General features: G+C 59.8%; 23 protein-coding genes. 14 read left to right on the forward strand and 9 right to left on the reverse strand.

Going from position 1 to position 24,441, the window contains the following annotated elements; genetic code table 11:
• Nucleotides 1-1,392, reverse strand: a complete 1,392-nt coding sequence (gene trmFO / locus IE127_RS00915; protein WP_189422524.1) for a methylenetetrahydrofolate--tRNA-(uracil(54)-C(5))-methyltransferase (FADH(2)-oxidizing) TrmFO — start codon at nucleotides 1,390-1,392, stop codon at nucleotides 1-3.
• A gap of 45 nt (nucleotides 1,393-1,437) precedes the next feature.
• Nucleotides 1,438-1,998, reverse strand: coding sequence for a DJ-1/PfpI/YhbO family deglycase/protease (locus IE127_RS00920; protein ID WP_189422525.1), 561 nt, complete (start codon nucleotides 1,996-1,998; stop codon nucleotides 1,438-1,440).
• Between the two features lie 89 nt (nucleotides 1,999-2,087).
• On the opposite strand from IE127_RS00920, the gene IE127_RS00925 reads away from it, so the two are divergent.
• On the forward strand, nucleotides 2,088-2,738 hold the full coding sequence (locus IE127_RS00925; protein WP_189422526.1) for a glutathione S-transferase family protein: 651 nt from the start codon (nucleotides 2,088-2,090) through the stop codon (nucleotides 2,736-2,738).
• 78 nt (nucleotides 2,739-2,816) lie between these two features.
• Here the strand turns inward: IE127_RS00925 and IE127_RS00930 are convergent, their stop codons facing one another.
• The 3 genes from IE127_RS00930 to uvrA form a co-directional block, all read right to left on the reverse strand.
• Nucleotides 2,817-2,966 carry a DUF1127 domain-containing protein gene (locus IE127_RS00930; RefSeq protein WP_189422527.1) on the reverse strand — a complete coding sequence of 50 codons (150 nt, stop codon included), beginning with the start codon at nucleotides 2,964-2,966 and terminating at the stop codon, nucleotides 2,817-2,819.
• A gap of 196 nt (nucleotides 2,967-3,162) precedes the next feature.
• Nucleotides 3,163-3,315: a hypothetical protein gene (locus IE127_RS00935; protein WP_189422528.1), complete on the reverse strand. Its 153-nt coding sequence runs from the start codon at nucleotides 3,313-3,315 to the stop codon at nucleotides 3,163-3,165.
• Between the two features lie 133 nt (nucleotides 3,316-3,448).
• Nucleotides 3,449-6,337: an excinuclease ABC subunit UvrA gene (gene uvrA, locus IE127_RS00940; RefSeq protein WP_189422529.1), complete on the reverse strand. Its 2,889-nt coding sequence runs from the start codon at nucleotides 6,335-6,337 to the stop codon at nucleotides 3,449-3,451.
• Between the two features lie 344 nt (nucleotides 6,338-6,681).
• On the opposite strand from uvrA, the gene ssb reads away from it, so the two are divergent.
• On the forward strand, nucleotides 6,682-7,152 hold the full coding sequence (gene ssb / locus IE127_RS00945; protein ID WP_189422531.1) for a single-stranded DNA-binding protein: 471 nt from the start codon (nucleotides 6,682-6,684) through the stop codon (nucleotides 7,150-7,152).
• Nucleotides 7,153-7,190: 38 nt separating this feature from the next.
• On the opposite strand, the gene IE127_RS00950 is transcribed toward ssb, so the two are convergent.
• Complete coding sequence (locus IE127_RS00950) at nucleotides 7,191-7,715, reverse strand: hypothetical protein (protein WP_189422532.1); 525 nt, start codon at nucleotides 7,713-7,715, stop codon at nucleotides 7,191-7,193.
• 97 nt (nucleotides 7,716-7,812) lie between these two features.
• Entirely contained in the window at nucleotides 7,813-10,173 is a 2,361-nt protein-coding gene (locus tag IE127_RS00955) for an efflux RND transporter permease subunit (RefSeq protein ID WP_189422534.1), read from the reverse strand.
• A gap of 215 nt (nucleotides 10,174-10,388) precedes the next feature.
• Here IE127_RS00955 and gyrA point away from each other — a divergent pair, with 215 nt between their 5' ends.
• The 11 genes from gyrA (at nucleotide 10,389) to map (ending at nucleotide 21,955) form a co-directional block, all read left to right on the forward strand.
• Nucleotides 10,389-13,202, forward strand: coding sequence for a DNA gyrase subunit A (gene gyrA / locus IE127_RS00960; RefSeq protein WP_189422536.1), 2,814 nt, complete (start codon nucleotides 10,389-10,391; stop codon nucleotides 13,200-13,202).
• Between the two features lie 75 nt (nucleotides 13,203-13,277).
• Nucleotides 13,278-13,898 carry a LysE family translocator gene (locus tag IE127_RS00965; protein ID WP_189422538.1) on the forward strand — a complete coding sequence of 207 codons (621 nt, stop codon included), beginning with the start codon at nucleotides 13,278-13,280 and terminating at the stop codon, nucleotides 13,896-13,898.
• Nucleotides 13,898-14,392, forward strand: a complete 495-nt coding sequence (locus IE127_RS00970) for a GNAT family N-acetyltransferase (protein ID WP_189422540.1) — start codon at nucleotides 13,898-13,900, stop codon at nucleotides 14,390-14,392. Before IE127_RS00965 ends, IE127_RS00970 begins: the two co-directional genes overlap by 1 nt.
• Nucleotides 14,389-15,603 (forward strand): MFS transporter, encoded by a 1,215-nt coding sequence (locus IE127_RS00975; RefSeq protein ID WP_189422542.1) that lies wholly within the window; start codon nucleotides 14,389-14,391, stop codon nucleotides 15,601-15,603. The genes IE127_RS00970 and IE127_RS00975 overlap by 4 nt, the downstream gene beginning before the upstream one ends.
• A 33-nt stretch (nucleotides 15,604-15,636) precedes the next feature.
• Nucleotides 15,637-16,134 (forward strand): pantetheine-phosphate adenylyltransferase, encoded by a 498-nt coding sequence (coaD, locus tag IE127_RS00980; RefSeq protein ID WP_189422544.1) that lies wholly within the window; start codon nucleotides 15,637-15,639, stop codon nucleotides 16,132-16,134.
• Nucleotides 16,127-16,708: a peptidylprolyl isomerase gene (locus IE127_RS00985; RefSeq protein WP_189422546.1), complete on the forward strand. Its 582-nt coding sequence runs from the start codon at nucleotides 16,127-16,129 to the stop codon at nucleotides 16,706-16,708. Before coaD ends, IE127_RS00985 begins: the two co-directional genes overlap by 8 nt.
• Before the next feature lie 30 nt (nucleotides 16,709-16,738).
• Nucleotides 16,739-17,212, forward strand: a complete 474-nt coding sequence (locus tag IE127_RS00990) for a peptidylprolyl isomerase (RefSeq protein ID WP_189422548.1) — start codon at nucleotides 16,739-16,741, stop codon at nucleotides 17,210-17,212.
• Nucleotides 17,213-17,260: 48 nt separating this feature from the next.
• Nucleotides 17,261-18,337, forward strand: coding sequence for a tRNA preQ1(34) S-adenosylmethionine ribosyltransferase-isomerase QueA (queA, locus tag IE127_RS00995; protein WP_189422550.1), 1,077 nt, complete (start codon nucleotides 17,261-17,263; stop codon nucleotides 18,335-18,337).
• Between the two features lie 84 nt (nucleotides 18,338-18,421).
• On the forward strand, nucleotides 18,422-19,567 hold the full coding sequence (gene tgt, locus IE127_RS01000; protein ID WP_189422552.1) for a tRNA guanosine(34) transglycosylase Tgt: 1,146 nt from the start codon (nucleotides 18,422-18,424) through the stop codon (nucleotides 19,565-19,567).
• A 1-nt stretch (nucleotide 19,568) separates the two neighbouring features.
• Entirely contained in the window at nucleotides 19,569-21,209 is a 1,641-nt protein-coding gene (gene pgi, locus IE127_RS01005; protein ID WP_189422554.1) for a glucose-6-phosphate isomerase, read from the forward strand.
• A complete protein-coding gene (map, locus tag IE127_RS01010) occupies nucleotides 21,206-21,955 on the forward strand; it encodes a type I methionyl aminopeptidase (RefSeq protein WP_189422555.1) in 750 nt (249 codons plus the stop codon). Before pgi ends, map begins: the two co-directional genes overlap by 4 nt.
• A gap of 198 nt (nucleotides 21,956-22,153) precedes the next feature.
• Here map and IE127_RS01015 read toward each other — a convergent pair whose 3' ends face one another.
• Nucleotides 22,154-22,681 (reverse strand): hypothetical protein, encoded by a 528-nt coding sequence (locus IE127_RS01015; protein WP_189422556.1) that lies wholly within the window; start codon nucleotides 22,679-22,681, stop codon nucleotides 22,154-22,156.
• Nucleotides 22,682-22,740: 59 nt separating this feature from the next.
• The gene (locus IE127_RS01020; protein WP_244639844.1) at nucleotides 22,741-23,277 is read right to left on the reverse strand and encodes a YgjV family protein; all 537 of its coding nucleotides are present in this window, start codon (nucleotides 23,275-23,277) and stop codon (nucleotides 22,741-22,743) included.
• Between the two features lie 146 nt (nucleotides 23,278-23,423).
• On the opposite strand from IE127_RS01020, the gene IE127_RS01025 reads away from it, so the two are divergent.
• On the forward strand, nucleotides 23,424-24,410 hold the full coding sequence (locus IE127_RS01025; RefSeq protein WP_189422558.1) for an SDR family oxidoreductase: 987 nt from the start codon (nucleotides 23,424-23,426) through the stop codon (nucleotides 24,408-24,410).
• Nucleotides 24,411-24,441 lie beyond the last annotated feature (31 nt).

Consider the following 24,441-nt stretch of genomic DNA (forward strand, 5'->3'; position numbering starts at 1 on the left):
TCAGGCCGCAGCCCATTGCGTGAGGTCGTTCAGAGCGCGGGTCGTGATCGCTCGCCGCTTTGCCTGCGTCTTCTCATGCCCACGCCAGCGCTTCACGCCTTCCGGCTTTTTGAATTCTACCTCCGGGAACAATCCGAAATTGACGTTCATCGGCTGAAAGCTGCGTGCGCCTGAATAGGCTTCAGCCTCGAGGTGCCCGCCTGTGATATGAGCAATCAACGCTCCAAGGGCAGTGGTCAGGGGAGGCGTGGGCAATTCACGACCGGTAACCTCCGCCGCCGCCAACCGACCGGCAACAAGCCCGATGGCTGCACTCTCGACGTAGCCCTCGACGCCCGTAACCTGACCGGCAAAGCGCAGACGCGGCTCCGCTTTAAGCCGCAGCTTTGGATCGAGTACCTTTGGAGAATTCAGGAACGTGTTGCGGTGAAGACCACCAAGACGCGCAAACTGGGCGTTTTGTAACCCCGGTATCATCCGGAAAACCTCGGTCTGGACGCCGTAACGCATCTTGGTCTGAAAGCCGACCATGTTCCAAAGCGTGCCAAGCGCATTGTCCTGGCGCAGTTGAACGATCGCGTATGGCTTGACGTCCGGATCACGGGGGTTCGTTAGCCCGACCGGCTTCATCGGGCCATGCCTAAGCGTTTCACGTCCACGCTCGGCCATCACTTCAATCGGCAGACAACCGTCAAAGTATGGCACCTTTTCCCAGTCTTTGAACTGGTGAAGCGGCGCTTCGATCAAGGCGTCGACGAACGCGTTGTATTCGGCTTCGTTCATCGGGCAGTTGAGGTAATCAGCGCCACTACCCGCCGGGCCCGGCTTGTCGTAGCGGGACTGAGCCCAGACAATATCCATATCGATGCTGTCCGCATGAACGATCGGCGCGATCGCATCGAAGAACGCTAGTGACTCTTCACCGGTGCGTGCAACGATCGCCTCGGCCAATGCCGGCGATGTTAGCGGGCCGGTAGCAATGATAACATTGTTCCAATCCTCGGGCGGCAGGCCATTCACCTCGCCAAGTTCGACGGTAATGTTCGGGTGCGCATGGATCGCTTCGGTCACCGCTGCGGAAAATGCATCACGGTCGACAGCCAGCGCGCCACCAGCGGGCAGTGCATGTTTATCTGCGCACCGCATGACCAGTGAATCGCAGCGTCGCAGCTCCTCATGGAGCAGGCCGACGGCGTTGTGCTCGTGGTCATCTGAGCGGAAACTGTTCGAGCAGACGAGTTCTGCGAAACCGTCCGTCTGATGGGCGTCGGTAGGGGTGGTGGGCCGCATTTCGTGAAGGACAACAGAGGCGCCGCGTGAGGCTGCCTGCCATGCTGCTTCGGATCCGGCGAGGCCTGCGCCGATGATGTGAACGACTGTGTTTGATGTCATGGCCGGCGCAATAGCAGGCCGGCCATGAGTGCGCAATCCAGTAGCTTAGGCAGCACGGCTGAGGTGCTTGCCCTCGTTAATTTCCTCGGCAATCTTTTCGCAGAAAGCATCGAGATCGCCCGGGTTACGGCTGGTCACCAGACCCTGGTCCGCGACCACCGGGCTGTCTTCCCAATGCGCACCCGCGTTGATGACATCCTGCTTGATCGAGTTGAACGAGGTCATCTTGCGGCCCTTGGCGATGCCGGTTTCAACCAGCAGCCAAGGTGCGTGGCAAACGGCAGCAACGACCTTCTTCTGCTCCCAGAACGTCTTGATTAGGGCCAGAGCCTTGTCGTTGACGCGCAGCAGATCCGGATTGATCTGTCCGCCTGGCAAGACGATCGCGTCATAATCATCGGCCGATACGGAATCCAGGGTCTTATCCACCTTCACCGCCTCGCCCCAGTCGTCAGTGTCCCAGCCGGTGATCTCGCCGCTTTCCGGCGACACAATATCAACGGTAGCGCCAGCGCCGCGGAGCTTATCGCGCGGCACTTCGAGTTCCGATTGTTCGAAGCCATTGGTGGCGAGGATGAGGATTTTCTTGTTCTGAAGATTCTGCATTTTCGTGCTCCCAAAATGGGTTGGTGAGCGCTCAACGCCGCGATTTTGGGTATGTTCCTCGAAGGTGATCACAATGATCTGGCAATGCAATGGAAGCACTGACGCTCTGGGGACGCCGAAATTCTTCAAATGTGCAGAAGGTACTATGGTTGTTGGATGAACTGCAGCTGGAGTACACGCTCGCTGAGCGCGGCGGCGCGCATGGCGGACTGACAAAGTCCGACTATTTGGCGCTGAATCCGAATGGCCGTGTACCAACGCTGCGTGATGGAGAACTGGTGGTTTGGGAGAGCCACGCCATTCTGCGTTATCTGGCAGCGGTCTATTCAAAAGACCGTCTTTGGCCTGATGATCCACGCCACCGCGCAGCTGTGGACCAATGGACGGATTGGACCGCGACCCGGTTTCAGCTTGCGTGGATGAGTGTTTTCTGGCGCGTGGTGAGAACCCCTAGGCATCTGCAAGAACCAGACATCATCGCTGCAGCACTTGAGGAAACACATGCCTGCCTGCAACTGCTCGATGACAGGCTGGCCGGGACAGAATATCTGGCTGGGCCGCAACTCAGCTACGCGGACATTGCGGCTGGCGTCTCATTGTATAGATGGTTCAATATGCCGGTTCAAAGAAAGAACTTGCCGAACGTCACGCGCTGGTACGAGCACCTGAAGGAGCGGCCGGCCTTCCAGGCCAACGTAATGGTCAGCTTCGATGATTTGCGTGGACGTCTCGAGTATTGATCTGAAAGACAAACACCCGCCCATTTTCATGAGGCGGGTGTTTGCAATGCTTCGGTGCTATACGACAGCAGTCGCCGATTACAGCGAGCTGACATGGTCGCGAGCAACGCGATTGATGTCGGTGCGCGAAATACCAAGATCGCTGAGCTGACGATTGTCGAGAGAACCGAGCTCACGAACAGTCTGCTGGTAAGCGGACCAACGGCGAAAAGTCTTGCGGATATCCATGTGAAGTCTCCTTTCGTTTACGAGAACAAATTTAGTGCACTGCATCGGAAATGTGCAGTGCGAAAAACCTCAAACGACCTATGCATGTGTTGCAAAGCTGGCGAAGGGCGCTTTTGACTGATTGTTAACTTACACAAACGAATGACCACCGGGCTGGCGTCCGGCGGTCGAGATAGCCCTTGCTTGGCAGATATCTTCAGCGGTCGAAGAGACCGCGTGCCATCTTGTCGAAATCCGGGCCGGAAAGGCCCAGAAGGCCGGCATCGCGCGTGGTAGGGGAGTCCATCTCCCGCAACTGCTGCTTGACGTCGACCAGGCGCCGTTGGTGCCATCTGGCTCGTACGAACATCGGCAGTATCCCTGTTGGCGTTGCAACACCCAGAGAATGCTGTGAATCGCCGAAGGGTTCTACAGTTGGGGCGTCAAGCGGGGCATGCGGCACACGCATGCCCCGGACATGGCAGTGACACGAAAGGGTGAAACTACTCGGCAGCCTGCTTTGCTGGCCGCCGCGCCATCACCTCTCTCAGGAACCTGCCGGTGTGAGATCTCGGGTTTGCGGCGATGTCTTCCGGCGTGCCGGCGGCGACGATCTCGCCACCCCCATCGCCGCCCTCCGGCCCGAGATCTATCACCCAGTCTGCCGTCTTGATCACTTCGAGATTGTGCTCAATCACAACCACAGTGTTACCGCCCTCAACCAGTTCGTGCAGCACCTCAAGCAGCTTGGCCACGTCGTGGAAATGAAGGCCGGTGGTCGGCTCGTCTAGCATGTAGAGCGTTCGGCCAGTGGCGCGTTTCGATAGTTCCTTCGAAAGCTTGACACGTTGCGCCTCGCCGCCCGAAAGGGTGGTCGCCGGTTGGCCGATTTTCACGTAGCCCAAGCCGACGCGCTGCAGCGTCGCGAACTTGTCGCGGATCGAAGGCACCGCGGAAAAGAACTCAACACCTTCATCGATGGTCATGTCGAGGACGTCGGAGATCGTCTTGCCCTTGAACTGAACCTCGAGAGTTTCGCGATTATAGCGTTTGCCCTTGCACACATCACACGTGACGTAGACGTCCGGCAGGAAGTGCATCTCGATTTTCAGGACGCCGTCTCCCTCGCATTTCTCGCAACGGCCCCCTTTCACATTGAAGGAGAAGCGTCCCGGCCCGTATCCGCGCGCCTTGGCTTCCGGCAGGCCGGCAAACCATTCACGCAATGGCGTGAAGGCGCCGGTGTAGGTCGCCGGGTTCGAGCGCGGCGTCCTGCCAATTGGGCTCTGATCGATATCGATGACCTTGTCCAGAAACTCGAGCCCGGTCAGTGACTCGTGTGGTGCCGGCGTAACGCGGGCACCATTCAACCGCCGCGCGATCGCGTGATACATCGTGTCGATCATCAGCGTCGATTTCCCGCCGCCCGAAACCCCGGTGATCGCGACGAAGAGGCCCAGCGGCACATCTACCGAAACATTTTTGAGGTTATTGCCGGTGGCGCCACGAACGGTGAGCGCGCGGGTCTTCGAGGGCTCACGCCGCTCAGCCGGCACGGGAATTCCCATGCGTCCCGAGAGATACTTTCCTGTCAGGCTGTCCGGATGGCTGACGATATCGTCAGGGGTACCTTCCGCGACAACATTTCCGCCATGCACGCCCGCACCGGGGCCAATATCGAGAACATGATCGGCGGTCAGGATAGCATCTTCATCATGCTCCACCACAATCACGGTATTGCCGAGGTCCCGCAAGCGCCTGAGCGTGTCGAGCAGACGCGCATTATCGCGCTGATGAAGGCCGATCGAGGGCTCATCAAGAACATAAAGCACCCCCGTCAAACCAGAGCCGATCTGGCTGGCCAGACGAATGCGCTGGCTCTCTCCGCCGGAAAGAGTGCCGGAATTGCGCGAGAGCGTGAGGTAATCGAGCCCGACATCATTCAGAAAGGTCAGGCGTTCGCGGATCTCTCGCAGTATGCGCTCGCCGATGGCCTTCTGGTTATCGTTGAGATGCTGCGGCAACGCTTCGAACCACTCGAGCGAATTACGGATGGACTTCTCCGTCACCTGGCCGATGTGCAGACCACTGATCTTGACCGCCAAAGCTTCGGGCTTGAGCCGATAGCCACCGCATGCATCGCACGGTGCATTCGACATATAGCGCTCGATTTCTTCGCGCATGCCGGCACTCTCGGTCTCCCGGTAGCGGCGCTCGAGATTGCCGATCACACCTTCAAAAGGCTTGCTGGTCTTGTAGGTGCGCAGGCCGTCATCATAGACGAAGTTGATGGTTTTCTTGCCGGTGCCGTGCAGAACCGCCTTGCGAACGTCGTCCGGCAAATCCTGCCACGCGGTGCCGCTCGAGGCGCCATAGGCCTTGCAGACGGCGTCGAGCGTCTGCCGATAGTAAGGCGCAGATGTCTTCGACCAGGGGAGGATCGCGCCCTCGCGCAATGACATCGTTCCGTCCGGCACCACCAGATTCGGATCGATGGTCATTTCGGTGCCGATACCGTCGCACACGGGACAGGCACCGAAAGGATTGTTGAATGAGAACAGGCGCGGCTCAATCTCGGAGATCGTGAAGCCCGAGACCGGGCAGGCGAATTTTTCAGAGAAGGTGTGCCGCTTGGCCCTGCCGGACTCGTCGGTCTCGTCTGCATGCTCGAGCAGGGCTATGCCGTCAGCAAGCCCAAGCGCAGTCTCAAAGCTTTCCGCCAGCCGGCTGGCGATATCTTCGCTGACCACGATACGGTCGACCACCACCTCGATATCGTGCTTGAGCTTCTTGTCGAGCGCCGGCGCATCCTCGATCTCGTGATACTCGCCATCGATCTTGACGCGCTGAAATCCGCGCCGCAGCAACTCGGCGAGTTCCTTGCGATACTCACCCTTACGTCCGCGGACGATTGGCGCAAGAAGGTAGAGACGCGTGCCTTCCGGCAGCTCCAGCGTCTTGTCGACCATCTGCGAAACAGTCTGGCTTTCGATCGGAAGCCCGGTCGCCGGAGAGTAGGGAATGCCAACGCGCGCGAACAGCAGGCGCAGATAATCGTAGATTTCCGTGACGGTTCCGACAGTCGAGCGCGGGTTCCTCGAGGTTGTCTTCTGCTCAATGGAAATTGCAGGAGACAGGCCCTCTATGCTCTCCACGTCCGGCTTCTGCATCATCTCGAGAAACTGCCGGGCGTATGCCGACAGTGATTCGACATAGCGGCGCTGCCCCTCGGCATAAATCGTGTCGAACGCCAGCGAAGACTTGCCGCTGCCCGACAGGCCAGTCATGACGATGAGGCTGTCACGTGGCAACCTCACGTCGATGCCCTTGAGGTTATGCTCGCGGGCACCGCGGACGACAATTTCGCGGCTATTCGGCTGGTGTTCGCTCATGGCTCGGTCCACTGGGCTGTGTGTGCGGTCGTGCGACCGGCAAGATCGAAAGACAAATGTGGCGGATCACGCGTGTGACATAGGCAGAAGGCGCCTCTGAAACAACAGATGCGTTTACTATACGCCGGACGTCAGCGCCGGGTTCAACGGCCTACCACTGATTCAGAGGAACATAGGCGGAACAACGCTGGGTTCGTCAAGTCCGCCAGTGACAGATGTTGACAGCAGACCAAACAGAACAAAATATGAACGCAAGGAATTGATGGGGATTCTTCCGCGCGGGGGCGACGGGAGACGCATTTGGCCGCTACAATAGCGGAAAAGAGATACGGTAAGGAGCAGCCATGGCGGGCAGCGTAAACAAGGTAATTCTGGTGGGCAATCTCGGCGCCGATCCGGACGTGCGGAGCCTGCCGAGCGGGGGCAAGGTCGTCAATATGAGCGTTGCGACCTCAGAGCGCTGGCGCGACCGCAACAGCGGTGAGCAACGTGAGCGGACAGAGTGGCACCGGGTCGTGATTTTTTCGGAAGGCTTGGCGCGGATTGCAGAGCAATATCTGCGCAAAGGCTCAAAGGTTTATCTTGAAGGCCAACTGCAGACCCGCAAGTGGCAGGACCAGTCCGGCCAGGACAAGTACAGCACCGAGATCGTACTCCAGGGCTTCAATTCCAGCCTGACGCTGTTAGACGGACGGGGCGACAATGAAGGGCAGGGGTTCCAGCCTGCTGGACGTTCGGAGCCGCAATCCCGGCGGCCGTCTTCAGGCGCACCGGCCTTCGAGCCCGGCGGAATGGACGACGACATTCCATTCTGAAAGATGAAAGGGAGCGCCAAGCGCTCCCTTTTTTATCGCTATTTCGAAAAGGGGACGCTGGCACGCAGCGTGTCACCGCTCTCCTCGTAGACAACCTGAAAATCGACGTTGATCGCACCATTGTTGAGAACGATCTGCGACGTGATGGTCACAGGCTGACCCTCCGACTGCTCGCGCTCACGCAGGTTGAAAGTCACCCCGTTGCCACGCTTCTGCCCGACGGCAATGCCGCTAAACGCGACGTTCGAGGTCATGGCAGCCTCGTAGCGCTGCAAGGCATCGACAAAGGCCAACGTGCCATTGATCGACAATGTGCTCCCGGCAATCGCGCAGCGGCCCGAATAATTGACCTTGTCCTCATTGCCTTCACGCAGAGAGAGCTGGCAAACCACCGTCTCCTGCTGGTCGCCGACAATCGTGCCGCGCCCGCGCCACTCGCCGACGTAAGATTTGAGAAGAGCCACGTCCTGTGGTCCGGCCTGTGCGGGAATGGCCGACACGAGCGGAATAAACGCCAGACAGGTGATCGCAAGGGAGCGCAAATTGCGTCCGAGAACCTTCATCTATTGAGCCTCCAATGGGTTACGCCCCCCGGCGTACATACCACGCGAGTACTATACGAACGGTGGATTGGTGAAACGATCCTGGGTGAGCCAGCGGTCATAACTTTGCTCCCGGTGCACTGGTGTCGCCTGAAATGGTGACGCGTTCCTTGCCGGCCTCGGAAGCGGGCTTGGTCTCGCCGACATGGGCGAAGAACCGGCGGCCGGCCAACAGGATTGCTGGCAGCATGAACAGATCGCCAAGCAGCGCCAGAGCGATGGACAGCACGAAGAGTTGCCCGAACATCGCAACCTGCGGCAGGTCCGATGTGGCAACGATCGCCGTACCTGCGCAAAGGATTATGGTGGTGGCCACGATCGCGCCACCAATGCGCAGAATCGTATGCTTGACCGCTTCCTCGTGCGGTTTTCCCTCAGCCCTCCGGTCGTGCAGGTAGTGCGAGAGGAAGTGGATTGTGTCGTTCACAGCAATACCGAACGCGATGGTCAGCGCGAGCACTGTGGTCAATTGCAGGCCCGACCCGGTCGCCCACAAAAAAGCTTCGGTGCCGAGAATGGGGAACAGGTTGGGCACGGCCGAGGCCAGCGCCACCCGGTATGAACGGAAGGCGAAGCCGATCAGGCCAATATTCACCAGCACGCTCAGAGTCAGGCACAGTTGCAGCGTTCTAACGATACTATCTGTCGCAAATGTCGTGAGGATTCGGAATCCGCCAACCTGCGCATCGTCGATACCGGCAGCCGTGAGATCGCGTTCGGTCGCCTCGACGACCGAGCGTAGAACATCCGATTTCACGATCGTCGGCATGAAGCCGGTCACCAGCGCCTCGGAGCCGCTATCGGTCACGAAGCGCTGTCGCATGAAGGGGCCTACAGCGTTGAACACTTCTTCTCGGGTGAAGCCGGCCTCTGTGTAGTGCGTGAGCGCGGCAGCGGAGATCACCTTGTTCTCCCCCAGGTGCTGCTCCACGATCTCGTGGACGGTGCGTATGGTCTCGTAGTCGCGATCGCTGACATTCGGATCCATGTCCTGAAGCGGTACACGCACGTAGAACGGGGCAACGCCGCCAACGCCGGAGTCTATCTCTTCGGCTGCAGTCAGGGCACTCGAGTCGTCGGCCACGTAGTCTTCAAAGGAGAAGCGCGGCTCAATCAGGAAGTAGGGGATCAGTAGCAACAATGTCGCAACCACCGCGACTGCTGCCAGTGGCTTGGCGAAGCCAGATGCGAGGCGCCACGCAAAAGGCAGGCCCCCCGTCAAGGCGACGCTCGGCGGCTTCGGCATCTTGAGGCCGAGCCTGATCGCACCCTTCAGCAAAAGCGGAAGAAAGGTCATGATGACGACGAACGTCAGCACGGACCCTACAACGCCAGCATAGGCGAATTCCTCTATGCCGCGCCCAGGTGCGAATGCCAGGGAGCCAAAGGCAATGGCGGTGGTCAGCATTGTCAGGGCCGATGCCGGGCCAACCAGCTTGATCGTCTCGACTACAGCAGCGTCCGGGTCGTGGCCGTCTCGCCAGTAGCTGAGCCAGTTGTAGACGAAAAACATACTCTCCGAGAAAGCGACCACGAGGCAGACCGTGGTGACGATGATGGTCAGGAACGAGAACGATCCGAACAGGATGAGAATAGCGCCCATCGTCCAGATGACCGCTATGAAAGGAGACGCGGCTACAATCAGTGCGCCCCACAGGGAGCGAAGAGCCAGCAGAGCAATCAGCGCCCCCAGCGAGAACCCGTAAACGGTAAACTTGATCTGGTCGTCAACCGCAGCATTCAGCATTTCCGAGGTCCAGATCGGCGGCCCCGTCAGTTCAACCTGTATGTCGTCACTCTGATAAGGGGCGACGGTCTCGCGCAGGCTGGCGATCATTGCGCGCGTTCCATCGGCCGCCGTCATTTCCCTGTTCGGAAACACGATCATCACGACGCCCGACAGATCGGGTGTGATGAGATTGCGCATCATCGGATCGTTTTGCTGCAGATCCTGTAGCGCCGCGGCGACATCCTCGCTGCTGGTCATGCCTTCGGGCACAGCAGGCACGGATCCGCCCTGACCGTCGGGTGACCGCAGCGAAAACGGCGACAGCGTGCCGGTAGCATAGGGGCTCAGCTCCAGCTCAAGAGCGAGAAATCGAATGTCCTCCAGCACCTGCGGATCGGTGAGCCGAGGAGAGTTCACCAGCACATAGATGTCGTTCTCGAATGTCCCGAAGGTCTCGGACAGCGCGGCATAAGAATCGTAGTACTCGCCCGAGTCCGCGAACACCCGCAGCAGATCGCCATCGACATTGGCCTTTGGGATGAAAAACGCGGTGAGTGCGGTGAAGGCCACGACCAGGAACGCCATCAGGCGAGGCCGCGCGACAGTCGCAAGACCAATGGTTTCGAGTCCGAATCCTATTGACCGGTGCCGACCAAGAAAATCGCTCACCCGCCGGCCCATAGTCGCCATACTGAGAAATCCCCAAAACCTAGCTTGCTGGCGAATTACTATGGGTTCGTCCAATAGACGTCCAGCAAGGCGTCACTGTTGTGCCAGATTCTTCTTTGGAATGGCTAAACTGCGACACCAGCGGCGATGCGAGCAGTGGAAATCCCCGCGGGAATTGGCGGTTCACGCCAAAATCGCATATACGTAACGAATCCTTCCCGAGGCAGAATCAGCACGTGACAGACCAGCCTGAAGACAACACCGGCGGTGGTGCGGGCGATATAGCTCCCATCTCCATTACCGATGAAATGCGCAAGTCGTATCTCGATTACGCCATGAGCGTGATCGTGAGCCGCGCGCTCCCCGACGTGAGAGACGGGTTGAAGCCGGTGCATCGGCGCATTCTCTTCTCGATGAACGAGAATGGATACGAGTGGAACAAGCCGTACAGAAAATCCGCGCGTGTCGTCGGCGACGTGATCGGTAAGTATCACCCCCACGGCGACGGCGCGGTTTACATGGCGCTCGTGCGCATGGCGCAGCATTTCTCCATGGGCCAGACGCTCGTCGAAGGTCAGGGCAATTTCGGCTCTGTCGATGGCGATGAGCCGGCAGCTATGCGTTATACCGAAGTGCGCATGCAGCGCATTACCGGCTCGATGCTGGACGATCTCGACAAGGACACTGTCGATTTCCGCGACAACTACGACGGCAACGAAAAAGAGCCTGTCGTTCTTCCGGCGCGGTTCCCGAACTTCCTGGTCAATGGCGGCGGCGGTATCGCCGTCGGCATGGCCACCAACGTACCGACCCACAATCTGTCCGAGGTCATCGACGCCACCCTGTTGGCGCTCGACAACCCGGATGTCACCACCGACGAGTTGCTCGAGGTTCTGCCCGGCCCGGATTTCCCGACAGGCGGGATCATTCTTGGCCGCACTGGAATCCGCCAGGCATATGAAACCGGGCGCGGCTCGGTTCTCGTGCGTGGTCGCGTCACCATCGAAGAGGTGCGCCGCGAGCGCGAGGCGCTGATCATCACCGAGATTCCGTATCAGGTGAATAAGGCCACGATGGTCGAAAAGATCGCCGAGCTGGTGCGCGACAAGCGCGTCGAGGGCATCGCCGACCTGCGTGACGAATCCGACCGCAGCGGTATGCGTGTGGTTGTCGAGATCAAGCGCGACGCCGTGCCGGACGTGGTGCTCAACCAACTCTACCGGTTCACGCAGCTGCAATCCTCGTTTGGTTGCAACTTTGTGGCGCTCAACGGCGGCAAGCCCGAATTGCTGAGCCTCAAGGGCATTCTGGAGGCCTTTGTGCGCTTTCGTGAGGAAGTGGTCACGCGGCGCGCGCGCTTCCTTCTCAACAAGGCCCGTGATCGGGCTCACGTACTGGTCGGTCTCGCCGTAGCCGTCGCCAATATCGATGAGGTCATTGCCCTCATTCGCACGGCGCCCGATCCTGCGACCGCACGTCAGCAGTTGATGACGCGTAATTGGCAGGCCGAGGATGTAGCGCCGCTGATCAAGCTGATCGACGACCCGCGCCACCGCATCAACGATGATGGCACATTCAATCTCTCGGAAGAGCAGGCCCGCGCCATTCTCGAATTGCGGCTTGCGCGCCTCACGGCACTCGGTCGCGACGAAATCGGCGACGAGCTCAACGGCCTCGGAACCCAGATCGAAGACTATCTCGATATTCTGCGCTCACGCGCACGCGTGCTGCAGATCATTCGCGATGAGCTGACCGAAATTCGGGATCAGTATGGCAGTCCGCGGCGCACCGAGATCAGCGACAGCGCTGCCGATTTCGAAGACGAGGATCTGATCGCCCGCGAAGACATGGTGGTTACGGTCACCCATGGTGGCTACATAAAGCGCGTGCCGCTCTCCACCTATCGCGCACAGAATCGCGGTGGCAAAGGCCGCTCCGGCATGTCGACCCGCGACGAGGACTTCGTCTCTCGTCTGTTCGTGGCGAATACCCACACGCCGGTGCTGTTCTTCACCTCACGGGGTATCGTCTACAAGCTCAAGGTCTGGCGCCTGCCGGTGGCGGCGCCCAATGCCCGTGGAAAGGCGCTGATCAACATTCTGCCGCTGGAGCAGGGTGAGCGGATCACCTCGATCATGCCGCTGCCCGAGGACGAAAAGACCTGGGCCGATCTCGATATCATGTTCGCGACGACCCGCGGCACGGTGCGCCGCAACTCCCTCGCTGATTTCGTTGAGGTCCGCCAGAACGGCAAGATCGCGATGAAGCTCGACGAGGGCGACGGCATTATCGGCGTCCACACCTGTTCCACGCGCGACGACGTGCTGCTGACAACCGCCCAGGGCCAGGCAATCCGCTTCCCGGTCGATGGCGTGCGTGTGTTCAAGGGGCGCGACTCGATGGGCGTGCGCGGCATCGCGCTGGCCTCTGGTGACACCGTGATCTCGATGGCGATCCTCAATCACTCCGATGCCTCCGCTGAAGAGCGCGCTGCCTATCTGAAGATGAGCAGGGCGGTTCGTGGCGAGGGCGACAGTGAGGAGAACGCGTCCGACGAGGCCGAGGTCGTTGCCGGCGAACTGAGCCAGGAGCGGTATGCCGAGCTCAGCGCCATCGAACAGTTCATTCTCACCATCTCCGAGAATGGCTACGGCAAGCGCACTTCGAGCCACGAGTACCGGATCACCGGCCGTGGCGGCAAAGGCATCGTCGCGATGGCGGTGAACAAGCGTAATGGCCTGCTGGTGGCGTCCTTCCCGGTACAGCCGGAAGACCAGATCATGCTGGTGACCAACAAGGGCCAGATGACCCGCTTGCCGGTCGAAGGCCGCAAGCCGATCCGCATTGTCTCGCGCGGTAGCCAGGGTGTCATCGTGTTCGATACCGCCGAGACCGAGAAGGTTGTCTCTGTCGAGGGGATCAGCGAGCCGGAGCCCGAAGACGATGAGATCGACGGGCTGCCCTCAGAAGACGGCGGAGAAGCCTCACCACCGTCTGAAGGTGGCGGCGATGATCCAACTCCGCCGGAAGATACTGGCGACTCAGAATAAACGGCACGGGGCGCTTCGGCGCCCCTTGTCATTTCCGGCAGAGGGTGGCTTGCTTCCTTTTCAAAGGAGACGCCGATGCTTGATCCCGCAATTCTCGTTCCCTATGTCGGCGCATGCGTGCTGTTGGCCATCGTTCCTGGTCCCACGGTCACCGTCATCATCGCCAATGCCCTCGCACGCGGCACCGGCGCCGGACTGGCGATCATCGCGGGAACGCAGGCCGGGTTTCTGGTGATGACGCTGGTCGTCGCATTCGGCATGCAGGCCTTAGTGGCATTCATGGGAGTCGCGTTCGACTGGATCAAGCTGATCGGCGCTGCGTACCTGATCTGGCTCGGTTTCAACATGCTGCGTAGCCGGGGCGATTTGGGAACGGCGGAAGCCGTCCGCGACAAAACCAATCTGGGCATAGCCATCGAAGGCTTTCTGGTAATCCTCTCCAACCCCAAAGCCCTGATTTTCCTCGGAGCGTTTATTCCTCAGTTCGTTGATCCATCACAGCCCAGCTTTGGTCAGGTGATGGGACTTGGCGTGTTCTTCATGGTCGTTGCCGGCACGACTGATGTGCTCTATGCCCTGGTAGCCGGTCGCGCACGCGGCTTGCTCAGCGCCGCGCGCGTGCGGCTCGTGTCGCGGGTTTCAGGCGTGCTCCTGATGTTCGGTGGCGTCTGGCTCGCCCTGCAGAAGCGCGCCTGATGACCGATGTGTCATCTGCCGCCGGGCTAGTGATCTGCGACCTCAAGTGTGTCGATGAGCACTTTGCCACCGTCGCCGACAGGCTGTGGAACGCGTGGTGGAAAGGATACGGAGAGACGCTTTCTGATGTCGAGGCGGCGCTGCGCGAGGTGATGGAAGCGGACGCGTTTCCCTTCACCCTGGTGGCGCTGCAGGAGGGCGCGTTCATCGGCACCGTCACCGGCATTCAGACTGATATTCATGAAAGGCCGGGCCTCGGCCCGTGCCTCGCCGCACTATGGGTCGAGCCTGAGGCACGTGGACACGGCGTGGCTGCAAAGCTGATGAGTGCCGTCATCGCGCGCTTTGAGGCCTTGGGATTCGACGAGGTTTATCTCGCGGCGAAGCCTCACTTGCAGGGGTTTTACAGCGCCAAAGGCTGGGGCTTGATCGAGAGCGATGTGGGTGACGAGCAACTGCTCATCTTCCGCCGGGATTTGAAAGGCGAGTCGTGACCACCAAATCCCAGGACGGCTATCGCGCGCTTCTTGGTCTGAAGCAGCCGCGACGTTTGGCGCTGGCCTGTATCCCGGCCGATTTCTCGGATTGGCTCGATTACGCCGCCGTTGTGGCTCTGCTTGTCTATACTTGGGGGCAGGGGCCGGTTGTCCTTGCGATCTTCGCTCTCGCGTTGACGCTGCCCTATGTCCTTGTTGGCCCGATCCTGGCCGTCTTTGTCGACCGGGCGCCGCTTGTGCGTGTTCTTTTCATAACAAATCTCGGCCGCGCTCTGGCAACACTGGCCTTTGCCTTCACCGGCAGCCCCTTCGTGTTGCTGGCGCTGGTCTTCGCGCGCGGCTGCATTGATTCTGCGTTTACGCCGGCGCGACAGGGCGCCCTCCAGGCCACCACGCCGGACCATCTGGTGGGCGCCGCGCAGGGCATGCACCAGGCGATAAACCAGACGTCGAAGATTGCTGGCCCGGCAATCGGCGGATTGCTCCTCGCATTCTGGCCTGCACAAGGCGTCTTCTTGTTCAATGCCGCGCTATCGTTTGTTGCCGTGGCCATCATCCTCACCCTCAAGGTTCCGGAGCGCCCGGAACCGGCGACACCGCCGGGGACCTTTCTTAAAGAAGCAATGGCAGGGCTTTCTGAATTCAAGCGCAGCAGGCGGTTGCTGATCGCACTGATCTTCTCGGCTTGCGCCTATTTCGCGTTTTTTCTTTACGACGCCCTGATCGCCCTTCTGGCGGCCGGCTTCGGCTTCAACGAAACGGCCTACGGCTTTTCAATCTCCGCTTCTGGGCTGGGCGGATTGCTGGGGGCTTTGATCGCCGGTCGGCTGGCACAATCGCGTCCAATGCTTTCGATGTCGCTGGCGGCGGTGATCGCGGGGTCGATCACGATTGCTATCGCTCTTGCGGCGCTCTTTGGCGCCAATATCCCGCTGATCCTTTTCCTCGTCGTACTCGGCTTCATGGGCGGTGCAACAGCCTTCATGCTGGTGCCGTATCGCACCATCGTTCAGACTGAGACGCCGCCCGACCGCATAGCCCGTGTCTTTGCCAGCGGCGAGGCGGTGATTACCTGCGCGATGCTGTCCGCTCCACTCATTGGCAGCGCAATCGCCACGCGCTTCGGAACCGGCGCCGCGTTCCTTGTCGGCGGGGCCCTTGTCGTATTGCTGGGACTGGTTACCCTTGCCTCCACTCGACGCCCGTGACAGAACCGCGTCGTCTGAAAGGGGGCGGTACTCATGAGTGATCTGACAGGGTTTTATCCAGGTTCGTTCGATCCTTTGACCAACGGCCATCTGGATGTCATCGAGCGCGCCTGCAAGCTGGTCGATACGCTGGTGGTTGGGGTGGGAATCAACTCGGCGAAAAAGAACCCGCTGTTTGCGCACGAGGACCGGCTGGCAATTCTCCAGCAGGTGCTGCCGGCAATCGGCAAGCGCACCAACACCGAATTTCATGTCGTCGAATTTTCCGGACTGATGGTTCAGGCAGCCCGCGACAATGGCGCCAAGCTGATTATCCGAGGCCTTCGTGACACCACGGATTACAACTACGAGATGCAAATGGTCGGCATGAACGCGCAGATGGCGCCTGACCTGCAGACCGTTTTTGTCCCGTCGAGCCCGCATGTCCGGCATATCTCGGCCACATTGGTTCGACAAATAGCCGAAATGGGCGGCGACATCGCCGCTTTTGTCCCACAAATCGTTCTAAAGGCGCTTCAATCCCATGAGTGATCATCACGCCACAGCGAACCGACTTCCCGGGTTTCTGGCATTCGTCTTCCTACTCGTTTTTGGCGCCGCCATCGCATGGTCGGGCGCTGCCCGGGCGCAGGCGACCGGCACGCCACATCTGATGCTGGAGCTGGATGCCGGCACCGTTGATATCGAACTGCTGCCTGAACTGGCGCCGCGCCACGTGGAACGCGTCGTGACGCTTACAGAGCAGGGGTTCTATGACGGCGTCGTGTTCCACCGCGTCATCGATGGCTTCATGGCCCAGACGGGCGATCCGACAGGAACCGGCATGGGCGGATCCGAGCTGCCGGACCTCGAGGCGGAATTCAGCGACCAGCCATTCGTGCGCGGCACGATTGGTGCGGCCCGCACGATGGACCCCAACAGCGCCAATTCCCAGTTCTTCATCACCTACGCCGACGCACCGCACCTGAACAACCAGTACACCGTGTTCGGGCGCGTGGTAGACGGCATGGACTACGTCGATGACCTGAAAAAGGGTAGCGGCGGCAACGGGATGGTCGATGATCCTGATTCAATCATTGATGCAGAGATCGAATACCGCGATTAAGCGGTCACATACGAACGGAGTGAAAGAACAATGGCAGATTACGCCGATCCGGAAAACACGCTGCTCATCGAAACAACGAAGGGACCCGTGGTCATCGAGATGCGTCCCGACCTGGCACCAAACCATGTCGAGCACATCAAGAAGCTGGCCCGCGAAGGATTCTACGATGGCATCGTCTTCCATCGTGTGATCGAGGGCTTCATGGCCCAGACCGGCTGCCCCAACGGCACCGGCACTGGCGGGTCGAAGTACCCGAACCTCAAGCAGGAGTTCAACAGCGAGCCTCATGTTCGCGGCACCGCCTCGATGGCCCGCGCTCAGAATCCGGACAGCGCCAATTCGCAGTTCTTCATCTGCTTCGACGATGCACCGTTTCTGAACAAGCAGTACACCGTCTGGGGCAAGGTGACCGAGGGCATGGATAATGTCGATCAGATCAAGCGCGGTGAACCGGTCAGTAACCCGGACAAGATGATCTCCGTGAAGGTCGCAGCTGACGCATAATTCTGGTGATGGCCGCCCTTGGCGGCCATCATTTTCTGAGAGGGTTTCATGCGCGTCGACGCATTTGACTTCGAACTGCCGGACGAGAGAATCGCGCTTCACCCCGCGACCCCGCGTGACAGCGCGCGCATGCTCGTCGTCGGTTCAGATGGACGCCTTGAGGATCGTGGCGTGCGCGATCTGACAAACCTGCTCAAACCTGGCGATGTGCTGGTGGTCAACGACACCCGCGTTCTGCCCGCCGAACTGCGCGGCGACCGTATCCGTGGCGAGAACCGCGCGACAGTTTCATTCAATCTGCACAAGCGGGTAGACGCCCATACCTGGCGCGCCTTTGCCCGGCCTGCCAAGCGCCTAAAGCTGCTGGATCGTCTTGAACTCGGCAATGGCGCCGGCGACCCGCTGATCGCCAAGCTGGCCGGCAAGGGCGACACCGGTGAAGTAACGCTCGAATTCGAACTCGGCGGCGCCGAGCTTGATGAGGCCATCAAGGCCAATGGTGCCATGCCGCTGCCGCCCTATATCGGCGCCCGCCGCAAGTCTGGCGAGCGCGACAAGGTCGACTATCAGACCGTCTATGCTGCCGAAGACGGCGCAGTCGCAGCACCAACGGCAGGCCTTCATTTCACCGAACAACTCCTCGCAGCACTTGAGGAAATGGGCGTAACCATCGAGCGCGTAACGCTTCATGTCGGCGCCGGAACATTCTTGCCTATGAAGGCAGACGACACGGAAGATCACGTTATGCACGCCGAATGGGGTGAGTTGGAGCCAGAGACCGCTGAGCGACTGGAAGCTGCGCGGCTGGCCGGCAGCCGTATCGTCGCCGTCGGCACGACGAGCCTTCGCCTCCTGGAGACCGCGGCGCGTGCCACCGGTACGATCCGCCCCTTTGTTGGCGACACCGACATCTTCATCACGCCTGGCTTCCGCTTCCGCGCGGTCGATATCCTGATGACGAATTTTCACTTGCCGCGTTCGACACTGTTCATGCTCGTATCAGCGTTCAGTGGGCTCGATACCATGCAGCGTGCCTATGCCCACGCGATAGAAACCGGCTATCGGTTCTATTCCTATGGCGACTCTTCACTGCTGTTCCGGGCCGAGACCGACGACGAGGATTGATCGACGCGCGGCGCCTTGCATTGACAGGCACGGCGTTTTGGCCCATCGCAGCGCCGTCATTCAAACAGACGAGACTGCTGCATCATGCCGGAACCTTTGCCCGTAGCATTCACGCTTTCGGCTACGGAAGGGCAGGCCCGCACCGGCCGGATCGATACCCATCGCGGCGAGATTCGCACGCCCGCCTTCATGCCGGTCGGTACAGCCGCCACGGTCAAGGCAATGTACCCCGAACAGGTGCGCGAGACCGGGGCCGATATTCTGCTCGGCAACACCTACCATCTGATGTTGCGTCCGGGCGCCGAGCGTGTCGCGTCGCTGGGTGGACTGCATGACTTCATGGACTGGCAGCGACCCATCCTGACGGATAGCGGGGGCTTTCAGGTCATGTCGCTGGCAAAGCTGCGGCGGATGACCGAGCGTGGCGTCACCTTTCGCAGCCATGTCGACGGTTCGAGCCATGAACTGACGCCGGAGCGCTCTATCGAGATTCAGACGCTGCTCGATAGCGACATCATCATGCAACTCGACGAATGCATCTCCTTGCCAGCCGAACGCAAAGAGATGGAGCGAGCAATGGAGCTTTCTCTGCGCTGGGGTGAACGCTCGAAGGCGGCCTTCGGCGATCAGCCACAGCGCGCGCTGTTTGGAATCGTTCAGGGCGGCGACGATCCTGAGTTGCGTGCACGTAGCGCTGCCGGGCTCCGCTCTATCGGCTTCGATGGCTATGCCGTGGGCGGGCTTGCCGTAGGAGAGCCGCAAGAGGTGATGTTTCGGGTGCTGTCTGAAATCACCCCGGAATTGCCTTCTGACAGGCCACGCTATCTGATGGGCGTTGGTAAGCCCGACGACATCCTCGGCGCCATAGCGCGCGGGATCGACATGTTCGACTGCGTTCATCCCACTCGCGCAGGCCGGCATGGCCACATCTATACCCGCTTCGGCGTATTGAACCTCAAGAACGCCCGCCACAAGGATGATCCTCGTCCCGTCGACGAGACATCGCCCAACCGGAACTGTCGGCGGTTCTCGCGCGCCTATCTCCATCATCTCGTAAGGACCGAGGAAATCTTGGGCGCGATGATCCTTTCGCAGATCAATCTCTCCTATTATCAAGAACTGGTCGACGGGGCGCGTCAGGCGATCGCCGAGGGTCGATTTGAAGATTTTGCTGCGGCCACGCGGGCTGGATGGTCCGCTGGCGACTTGCCGCTAACAGAAGGAAACTGAGATGGCTAAGACCGGACGCAGGGCAAGCTTTGCTGGGTTGGAAAAGCATCTGCGGCGCTTGCAGGACAAACCGATGCGCGAGATGTTCGACGCAGATCATGGTCGTTTCGAACGCTTCTCGGCGAAGGCCGGGGATATCCTGCTGGATTATTCAAAGAATCGCATCGATGAAGAAGCCATGGCTGCGCTGTTCGAGTTTGCGCGCTATGTGGAAGTCGAAGCGCGCCGCGACGCAATGTGGGCCGGCGAGCCGATCAATATCACCGAAGATCGTTCGGTGATGCACATGGCGCTGCGCTACCAGGGCAACAAGCCGGTCACCGTTGGTGGCGAAGACGTGATGCCGGCGGTGCGCGAGACCCTCGAGAACATCAAGACATTCACCGATCAGGTTCGCGACGGCACCATCCGCGGTCACACCAATGAGCAGTTTACCGATATCGTCAACATCGGTATCGGCGGTTCGGATCTCGGACCGGTCATGGTGACGCTCGCGCTCGAGCCTTACACCCGACCAGATCTGCGCGCACACTACGTGTCGAACGTTGATGGCGCGCATATGCACGATACATTGAAGCGTCTCGACCCGGCGAAGACGCTGTTCGTGGTCGCGTCCAAGACCTTCACCACCGACGAAACCATGACCAACGCGAATTCGGCCCGCGCCTGGCTCGCCGAAGCACTTGGTGAACCTGCGGTAACGGATCACTTTGCGGCGGTGTCCACCAATCTCGAGGGCTGCCGCGATTTCGGCATCAAGTCGGACCGGATCTTTGGCTTCTGGGATTGGGTTGGCGGTCGCTATTCCGTGTGGTCGGCGATCGGTCTCCCGGTCGCCTTGGCTGTGGGCTTCGACACCTTCGAGAAGTTCCTCAAAGGCGCCGCGGAAATGGACGAGCATTTCCTGACGGCGCCGCTGGAGCAGAACCTGCCGGTCATCATGGGGCTTTTAGGGGTCTGGTACCGCAACATCTGGGAATTCTCCACCCACGCCGTGCTGCCTTACGATCAGCGCCTGTCACGCTTCCCCGCTTACCTGCAGCAGCAGGACATGGAAAGTAACGGCAAGGGCGTAACGCTATCCGGCAAGCGGGTGAAGTGGTCGACCGGACCGATCGTTTGGGGTGAGCCAGGCACCAACGGCCAACATGCCTTCTATCAGCTGATCCATCAGGGCACTGATGTGATTCCTTGTGATTTCCTCATCGCGGCCCGTCCGCATGAGTCGATGCCGCCACATCATGAAAAGCTGGTCGCGAATGTGCTCGCCCAGTCGGAGGCGCTGATGCTCGGCAAGACCGAGGAGGAGGTCGTGGCGGAACTGGAAAAGCAAGGACTCGACGCCAAAGCGATCGAAGAACTGACGCCCCACAAGGTATTCCCGGGCAACCGTCCGTCGAATACGCTTATGTATGCGCAACTGACGCCTGAAACGCTCGGCGCGATTGTCGCCCTTTATGAGCACAAGGTGTTCGTCCAAGGCACGATCTGGAACATCAACTCTTACGATCAATGGGGTGTGGAGCTCGGCAAGCAGTTGGCAAAGGCGCTACTGCCAGCTGTCGAGGGGCAGGGCGACCAGCCGCCCCATGATAGCTCGACCGAAGGTCTGCTGCGCTACTACCATGACCTTCGCAAATGACGATTACATCTGAAGAAGAGCTCGAGCGCCTCAAGGCTATTGGCGCCATCTGTGCCAAGGCCAGGGACACAATGGCAGAGGCGCTGCGTCCAGGCATAACTACAGCTGAGCTGGACGAAATTGGTCGCACTGTTCTCGACGAGCACGGCGCGCAGTCGGCGCCGGAGGTCACGTATGATTTTCCGGGTGCGACCTGCATATCCGTCAACGAGGAGGTTGCGCACGGCATTCCCGGCGATCGGGTGATCCGACTTGGCGATATCGTCAACATAGACGTTTCAGCGGTGCGTGACGGGGTGTTTGCCGATACAGGCGCGAGTTATGCGGTGGGTACGCCGCCACGCCAGTACGTCGGCTTGCTACGCGATGGCAAGCGCGCCATGTGGGCGGGTATTCGAGAGGTGCGCACCGGAGCGGGTCTAGCCGATATTGGCGTCGCCATAGGGCGCTTCGCCAAGCGTCACGGCTACAGCCTGATCGAGAATCTCGCCAGCCACGGCGTCGGCGACTCACTCCACGACGAACCGGGCGAAATTGCTACCTGGCCGAACAAATCTGATCGCAGGAAGATCGTGGATGGGCTGGTTTTCACCGTAGAGCCATTTCTTTCACTCGGCGCCCGTTGGGCCGAGGCAGCGTCCTCGCGCGACCCCTGGACCTTGGTCGGCTCGCCGAAGGCACAGACTGTGCAGTTCGAACACACGATCGTGGCAACGCCACGCGGAGCCGTCGTGGTCACGCTTTAGAAGACCTGACACTAAGAACAGAAGGATGCGACGCGGGCGGGACAAGGGCTCGGCTGCCAATGCGTTGGCCGGGGTGGGAAACCGGAAAAACCATCCCCGTTCCCTAGGGCTGACCCATACCGCCACGTCCGGTTGACGCGCGCCGCATCCTGGAAAGACAAGTCGTCGGCGCCTTGTCGGTTGCGAGGCAAGTCCAGGTTATAGGGACACGAGGACGACCGGCCCAAGCAGTATCAGAAGCACCGCGATTGCGAAGCGCATGGCCCCTAAGCCGCGCAAGGCCGCGTTTCTGAAAATCGTGGCGAATGCAAAAAACGCCAGAAGTGCGATCCCCGGCCTGTTGAGGCTTGCGATTGACAGTTCGTTGCCGCTGCTGAGCCGCACGAAAAGCCAGGTCCCGGCGAAAATCCCGAAATGGGCCGCCAGCAACATTGCGGCGGCTTTGGCAAAAAGAGCGGTCGCCATGTCGAGGGTAAGGCTCGAGAGCATCAGTGTGAGGCCGCAAACGACCAGAAACACTGCTCCGACGACCACGAAGGGGCGCATGTCGACCAACTGGGGTATCATGTCCGTCGGCGCGTACGGGGCCAGATCCCCGATGACGGGAAGGTCTTGCCCGAAAGTGGCGATGCCAAGCAGCAGATAGAAAAGCGCCAAGGTGCCAACAAGCATGATGAGCGCCGTCACCAGCAGCACCTTCACAAGTTCTATCGTATCTTGGGACATGCCGGGCTCTAGCGGAAATCAGGCAGGGAAGGCAGCAATGGCGGGTGTTGCAGGTCAGGTCAAGGCGAAGCGATGCGGTCGGCTTCGCCACGGCGCTCTTTGAGGATTCGTGAGATCGTCCACAGATTGGTGGCCAGCATCATCGCCTCTGCCGCGAGCGCCCCGATAGATCCCACCATGGCGTTGGTCACAATCCAGCAGGCAGCAGCCAGCGCCAGCACAGCGCGCATTGGAATGCCGCGAAGCATGAACATCGCGACAGTACCAAAAACGCCTGCGGCCAGGGGAAAGACGTCTTGTATTCCTTGCCAGGAGACACCTGCGATCAAGATTGTGGCCAGCAGCATCGCAAGCATGGCGATCCAATTGCCTTCCATTTTTCGCGCCAGGATGATGCGCAGCACGATCAAAGCAGAAATGCCTGCTGCGACCCATGCCTCGAACAGTGCGAACTGAACCGCAAATGCGACATTGCCAAAGATCAGGATCAGCAGCAGTCGATCGTCCTGCTTGTTCGCAAATGCCGCAACGCAAAGCGCCAGTGCAAGGAGGGCGACACTCTGGCCTGCATAGTATTGAAGTGCATCGCCGGTCATCATGTCGCCATGCGACCGGCGCACACCCAAGTCAAGTCGTTGAGACCCGAACCCGTTCGCTCCTCGGTGTTTTCTCTAATTATCGACGGTTGCGATGCGCCGCGAAATCATGCGCTATGCTGGGGGTTGAATGGAGGATGTATCACATGTCACTGCGCGTACTGTTTGTTGGCGGAACTGGCCAGATCTCTCACCCATGCGTTGAACACGCGGTCGCACAGGGCCATCAGGTGAGCGTCTTCAACCGGGGAAAGCGTTCTGAGGAACTTCCGGAGGGCGTGACCTCGATCGTCGGTGACCTCAATGGGCCGGAGTACGAAGAACTGGCCGGACAGAATTTCGACGTGGTCGCCCAGTTCATCGCCTTCAAGCCGGAGCAGGTGCAGCGCGATATCAAAATATTCAGCGGCAATTGCGGGCAGTACATCTTCATATCGTCGGCATCGGTCTACGAAAAGCCTGCCAGCCACTACGTGATCACCGAGGACACGCCGGCGATCAATCCTTACTGGCCGTACAGCCAGGACAAGATAGCCTGCGAGAACCTGCTGAAACAGGCACAGGGGCTGAATTGGACCATCGTTCGGCCAAGTCACACCGTCCGTACCGGGTTGCCGATCATGATGGGCGATGCCGATATCATGGCGCGGCGTATGCTGGATGGCGAGCCAACAATCGTCGCGGGTGATGGCCACACACCCTGGACCATCACCCGGTCTTCAGATTTTGCAGTGCCGTTTGTCGGTCTGTTCGGGAACAAAGCTGCGCTAGGCGATATCTTTCACATCACCGGCGACAAGGCGCACATTTGGGACGATATCCAGACAGCAATTGCGACGGCGCTCGGTGTTGAGGCAAAAATCGTGCACGTGCCGTCCGACACACTCATCCGCTACATGCCGGATTGGGAGGGTCCGCTTATGGGAGACAAAGCGTGGTCGGCAATTTTCGACAATTCAAAGGTCAAGCGCGTGGCAGGCGACTTCACCTGCGCCGAGGATCTCGAGACTATCCTGGCCGAGCCCATCATGCATTTGAAGAAGCGCCTCGAAGCAAACCGCCCGCCGCGTGGTGATTTCGACGCACTTGTGGACAGGATCTGCAAGGAGCAATCCGCGCTAGGCCGCTCTTGAAGCTGGGGCAATGGTACTTTGAAGAATGGTA

The sequence above is a fragment of the Devosia pacifica genome, assembly GCF_014652635.1.
In the GTDB taxonomy this organism is placed as follows: domain Bacteria; phylum Pseudomonadota; class Alphaproteobacteria; order Rhizobiales; family Devosiaceae; genus Devosia; species Devosia pacifica.

Coding starts and splice junctions, on each gene's coding strand:
- trmFO (WP_189422524.1), bottom strand. CDS start 1,392: ATGACATCAAACACAGTCGTTCACATCATCGGCGCAGGCCTCGCCGGA.
- IE127_RS00920 (WP_189422525.1), bottom strand. CDS start 1,998: ATGCAGAATCTTCAGAACAAGAAAATCCTCATCCTCGCCACCAATGGC.
- IE127_RS00925 (WP_189422526.1), top strand. CDS start 2,088: ATGGAAGCACTGACGCTCTGGGGACGCCGAAATTCTTCAAATGTGCAG.
- IE127_RS00930 (WP_189422527.1), bottom strand. CDS start 2,966: ATGGATATCCGCAAGACTTTTCGCCGTTGGTCCGCTTACCAGCAGACT.
- IE127_RS00935 (WP_189422528.1), bottom strand. CDS start 3,315: ATGTTCGTACGAGCCAGATGGCACCAACGGCGCCTGGTCGACGTCAAG.
- uvrA (WP_189422529.1), bottom strand. CDS start 6,337: ATGAGCGAACACCAGCCGAATAGCCGCGAAATTGTCGTCCGCGGTGCC.
- ssb (WP_189422531.1), top strand. CDS start 6,682: ATGGCGGGCAGCGTAAACAAGGTAATTCTGGTGGGCAATCTCGGCGCC.
- IE127_RS00950 (WP_189422532.1), bottom strand. CDS start 7,715: ATGAAGGTTCTCGGACGCAATTTGCGCTCCCTTGCGATCACCTGTCTG.
- IE127_RS00955 (WP_189422534.1), bottom strand. CDS start 10,173: ATGGCGACTATGGGCCGGCGGGTGAGCGATTTTCTTGGTCGGCACCGG.
- IE127_RS00965 (WP_189422538.1), top strand. CDS start 13,278: ATGCTTGATCCCGCAATTCTCGTTCCCTATGTCGGCGCATGCGTGCTG.
- IE127_RS00970 (WP_189422540.1), top strand. CDS start 13,898: ATGACCGATGTGTCATCTGCCGCCGGGCTAGTGATCTGCGACCTCAAG.
- coaD (WP_189422544.1), top strand. CDS start 15,637: ATGAGTGATCTGACAGGGTTTTATCCAGGTTCGTTCGATCCTTTGACC.
- IE127_RS00985 (WP_189422546.1), top strand. CDS start 16,127: ATGAGTGATCATCACGCCACAGCGAACCGACTTCCCGGGTTTCTGGCA.
- IE127_RS00990 (WP_189422548.1), top strand. CDS start 16,739: ATGGCAGATTACGCCGATCCGGAAAACACGCTGCTCATCGAAACAACG.
- queA (WP_189422550.1), top strand. CDS start 17,261: ATGCGCGTCGACGCATTTGACTTCGAACTGCCGGACGAGAGAATCGCG.
- tgt (WP_189422552.1), top strand. CDS start 18,422: ATGCCGGAACCTTTGCCCGTAGCATTCACGCTTTCGGCTACGGAAGGG.
- pgi (WP_189422554.1), top strand. CDS start 19,569: ATGGCTAAGACCGGACGCAGGGCAAGCTTTGCTGGGTTGGAAAAGCAT.
- map (WP_189422555.1), top strand. CDS start 21,206: ATGACGATTACATCTGAAGAAGAGCTCGAGCGCCTCAAGGCTATTGGC.
- IE127_RS01015 (WP_189422556.1), bottom strand. CDS start 22,681: ATGTCCCAAGATACGATAGAACTTGTGAAGGTGCTGCTGGTGACGGCG.
- IE127_RS01020 (WP_244639844.1), bottom strand. CDS start 23,277: ATGACCGGCGATGCACTTCAATACTATGCAGGCCAGAGTGTCGCCCTC.
- IE127_RS01025 (WP_189422558.1), top strand. CDS start 23,424: ATGTCACTGCGCGTACTGTTTGTTGGCGGAACTGGCCAGATCTCTCAC.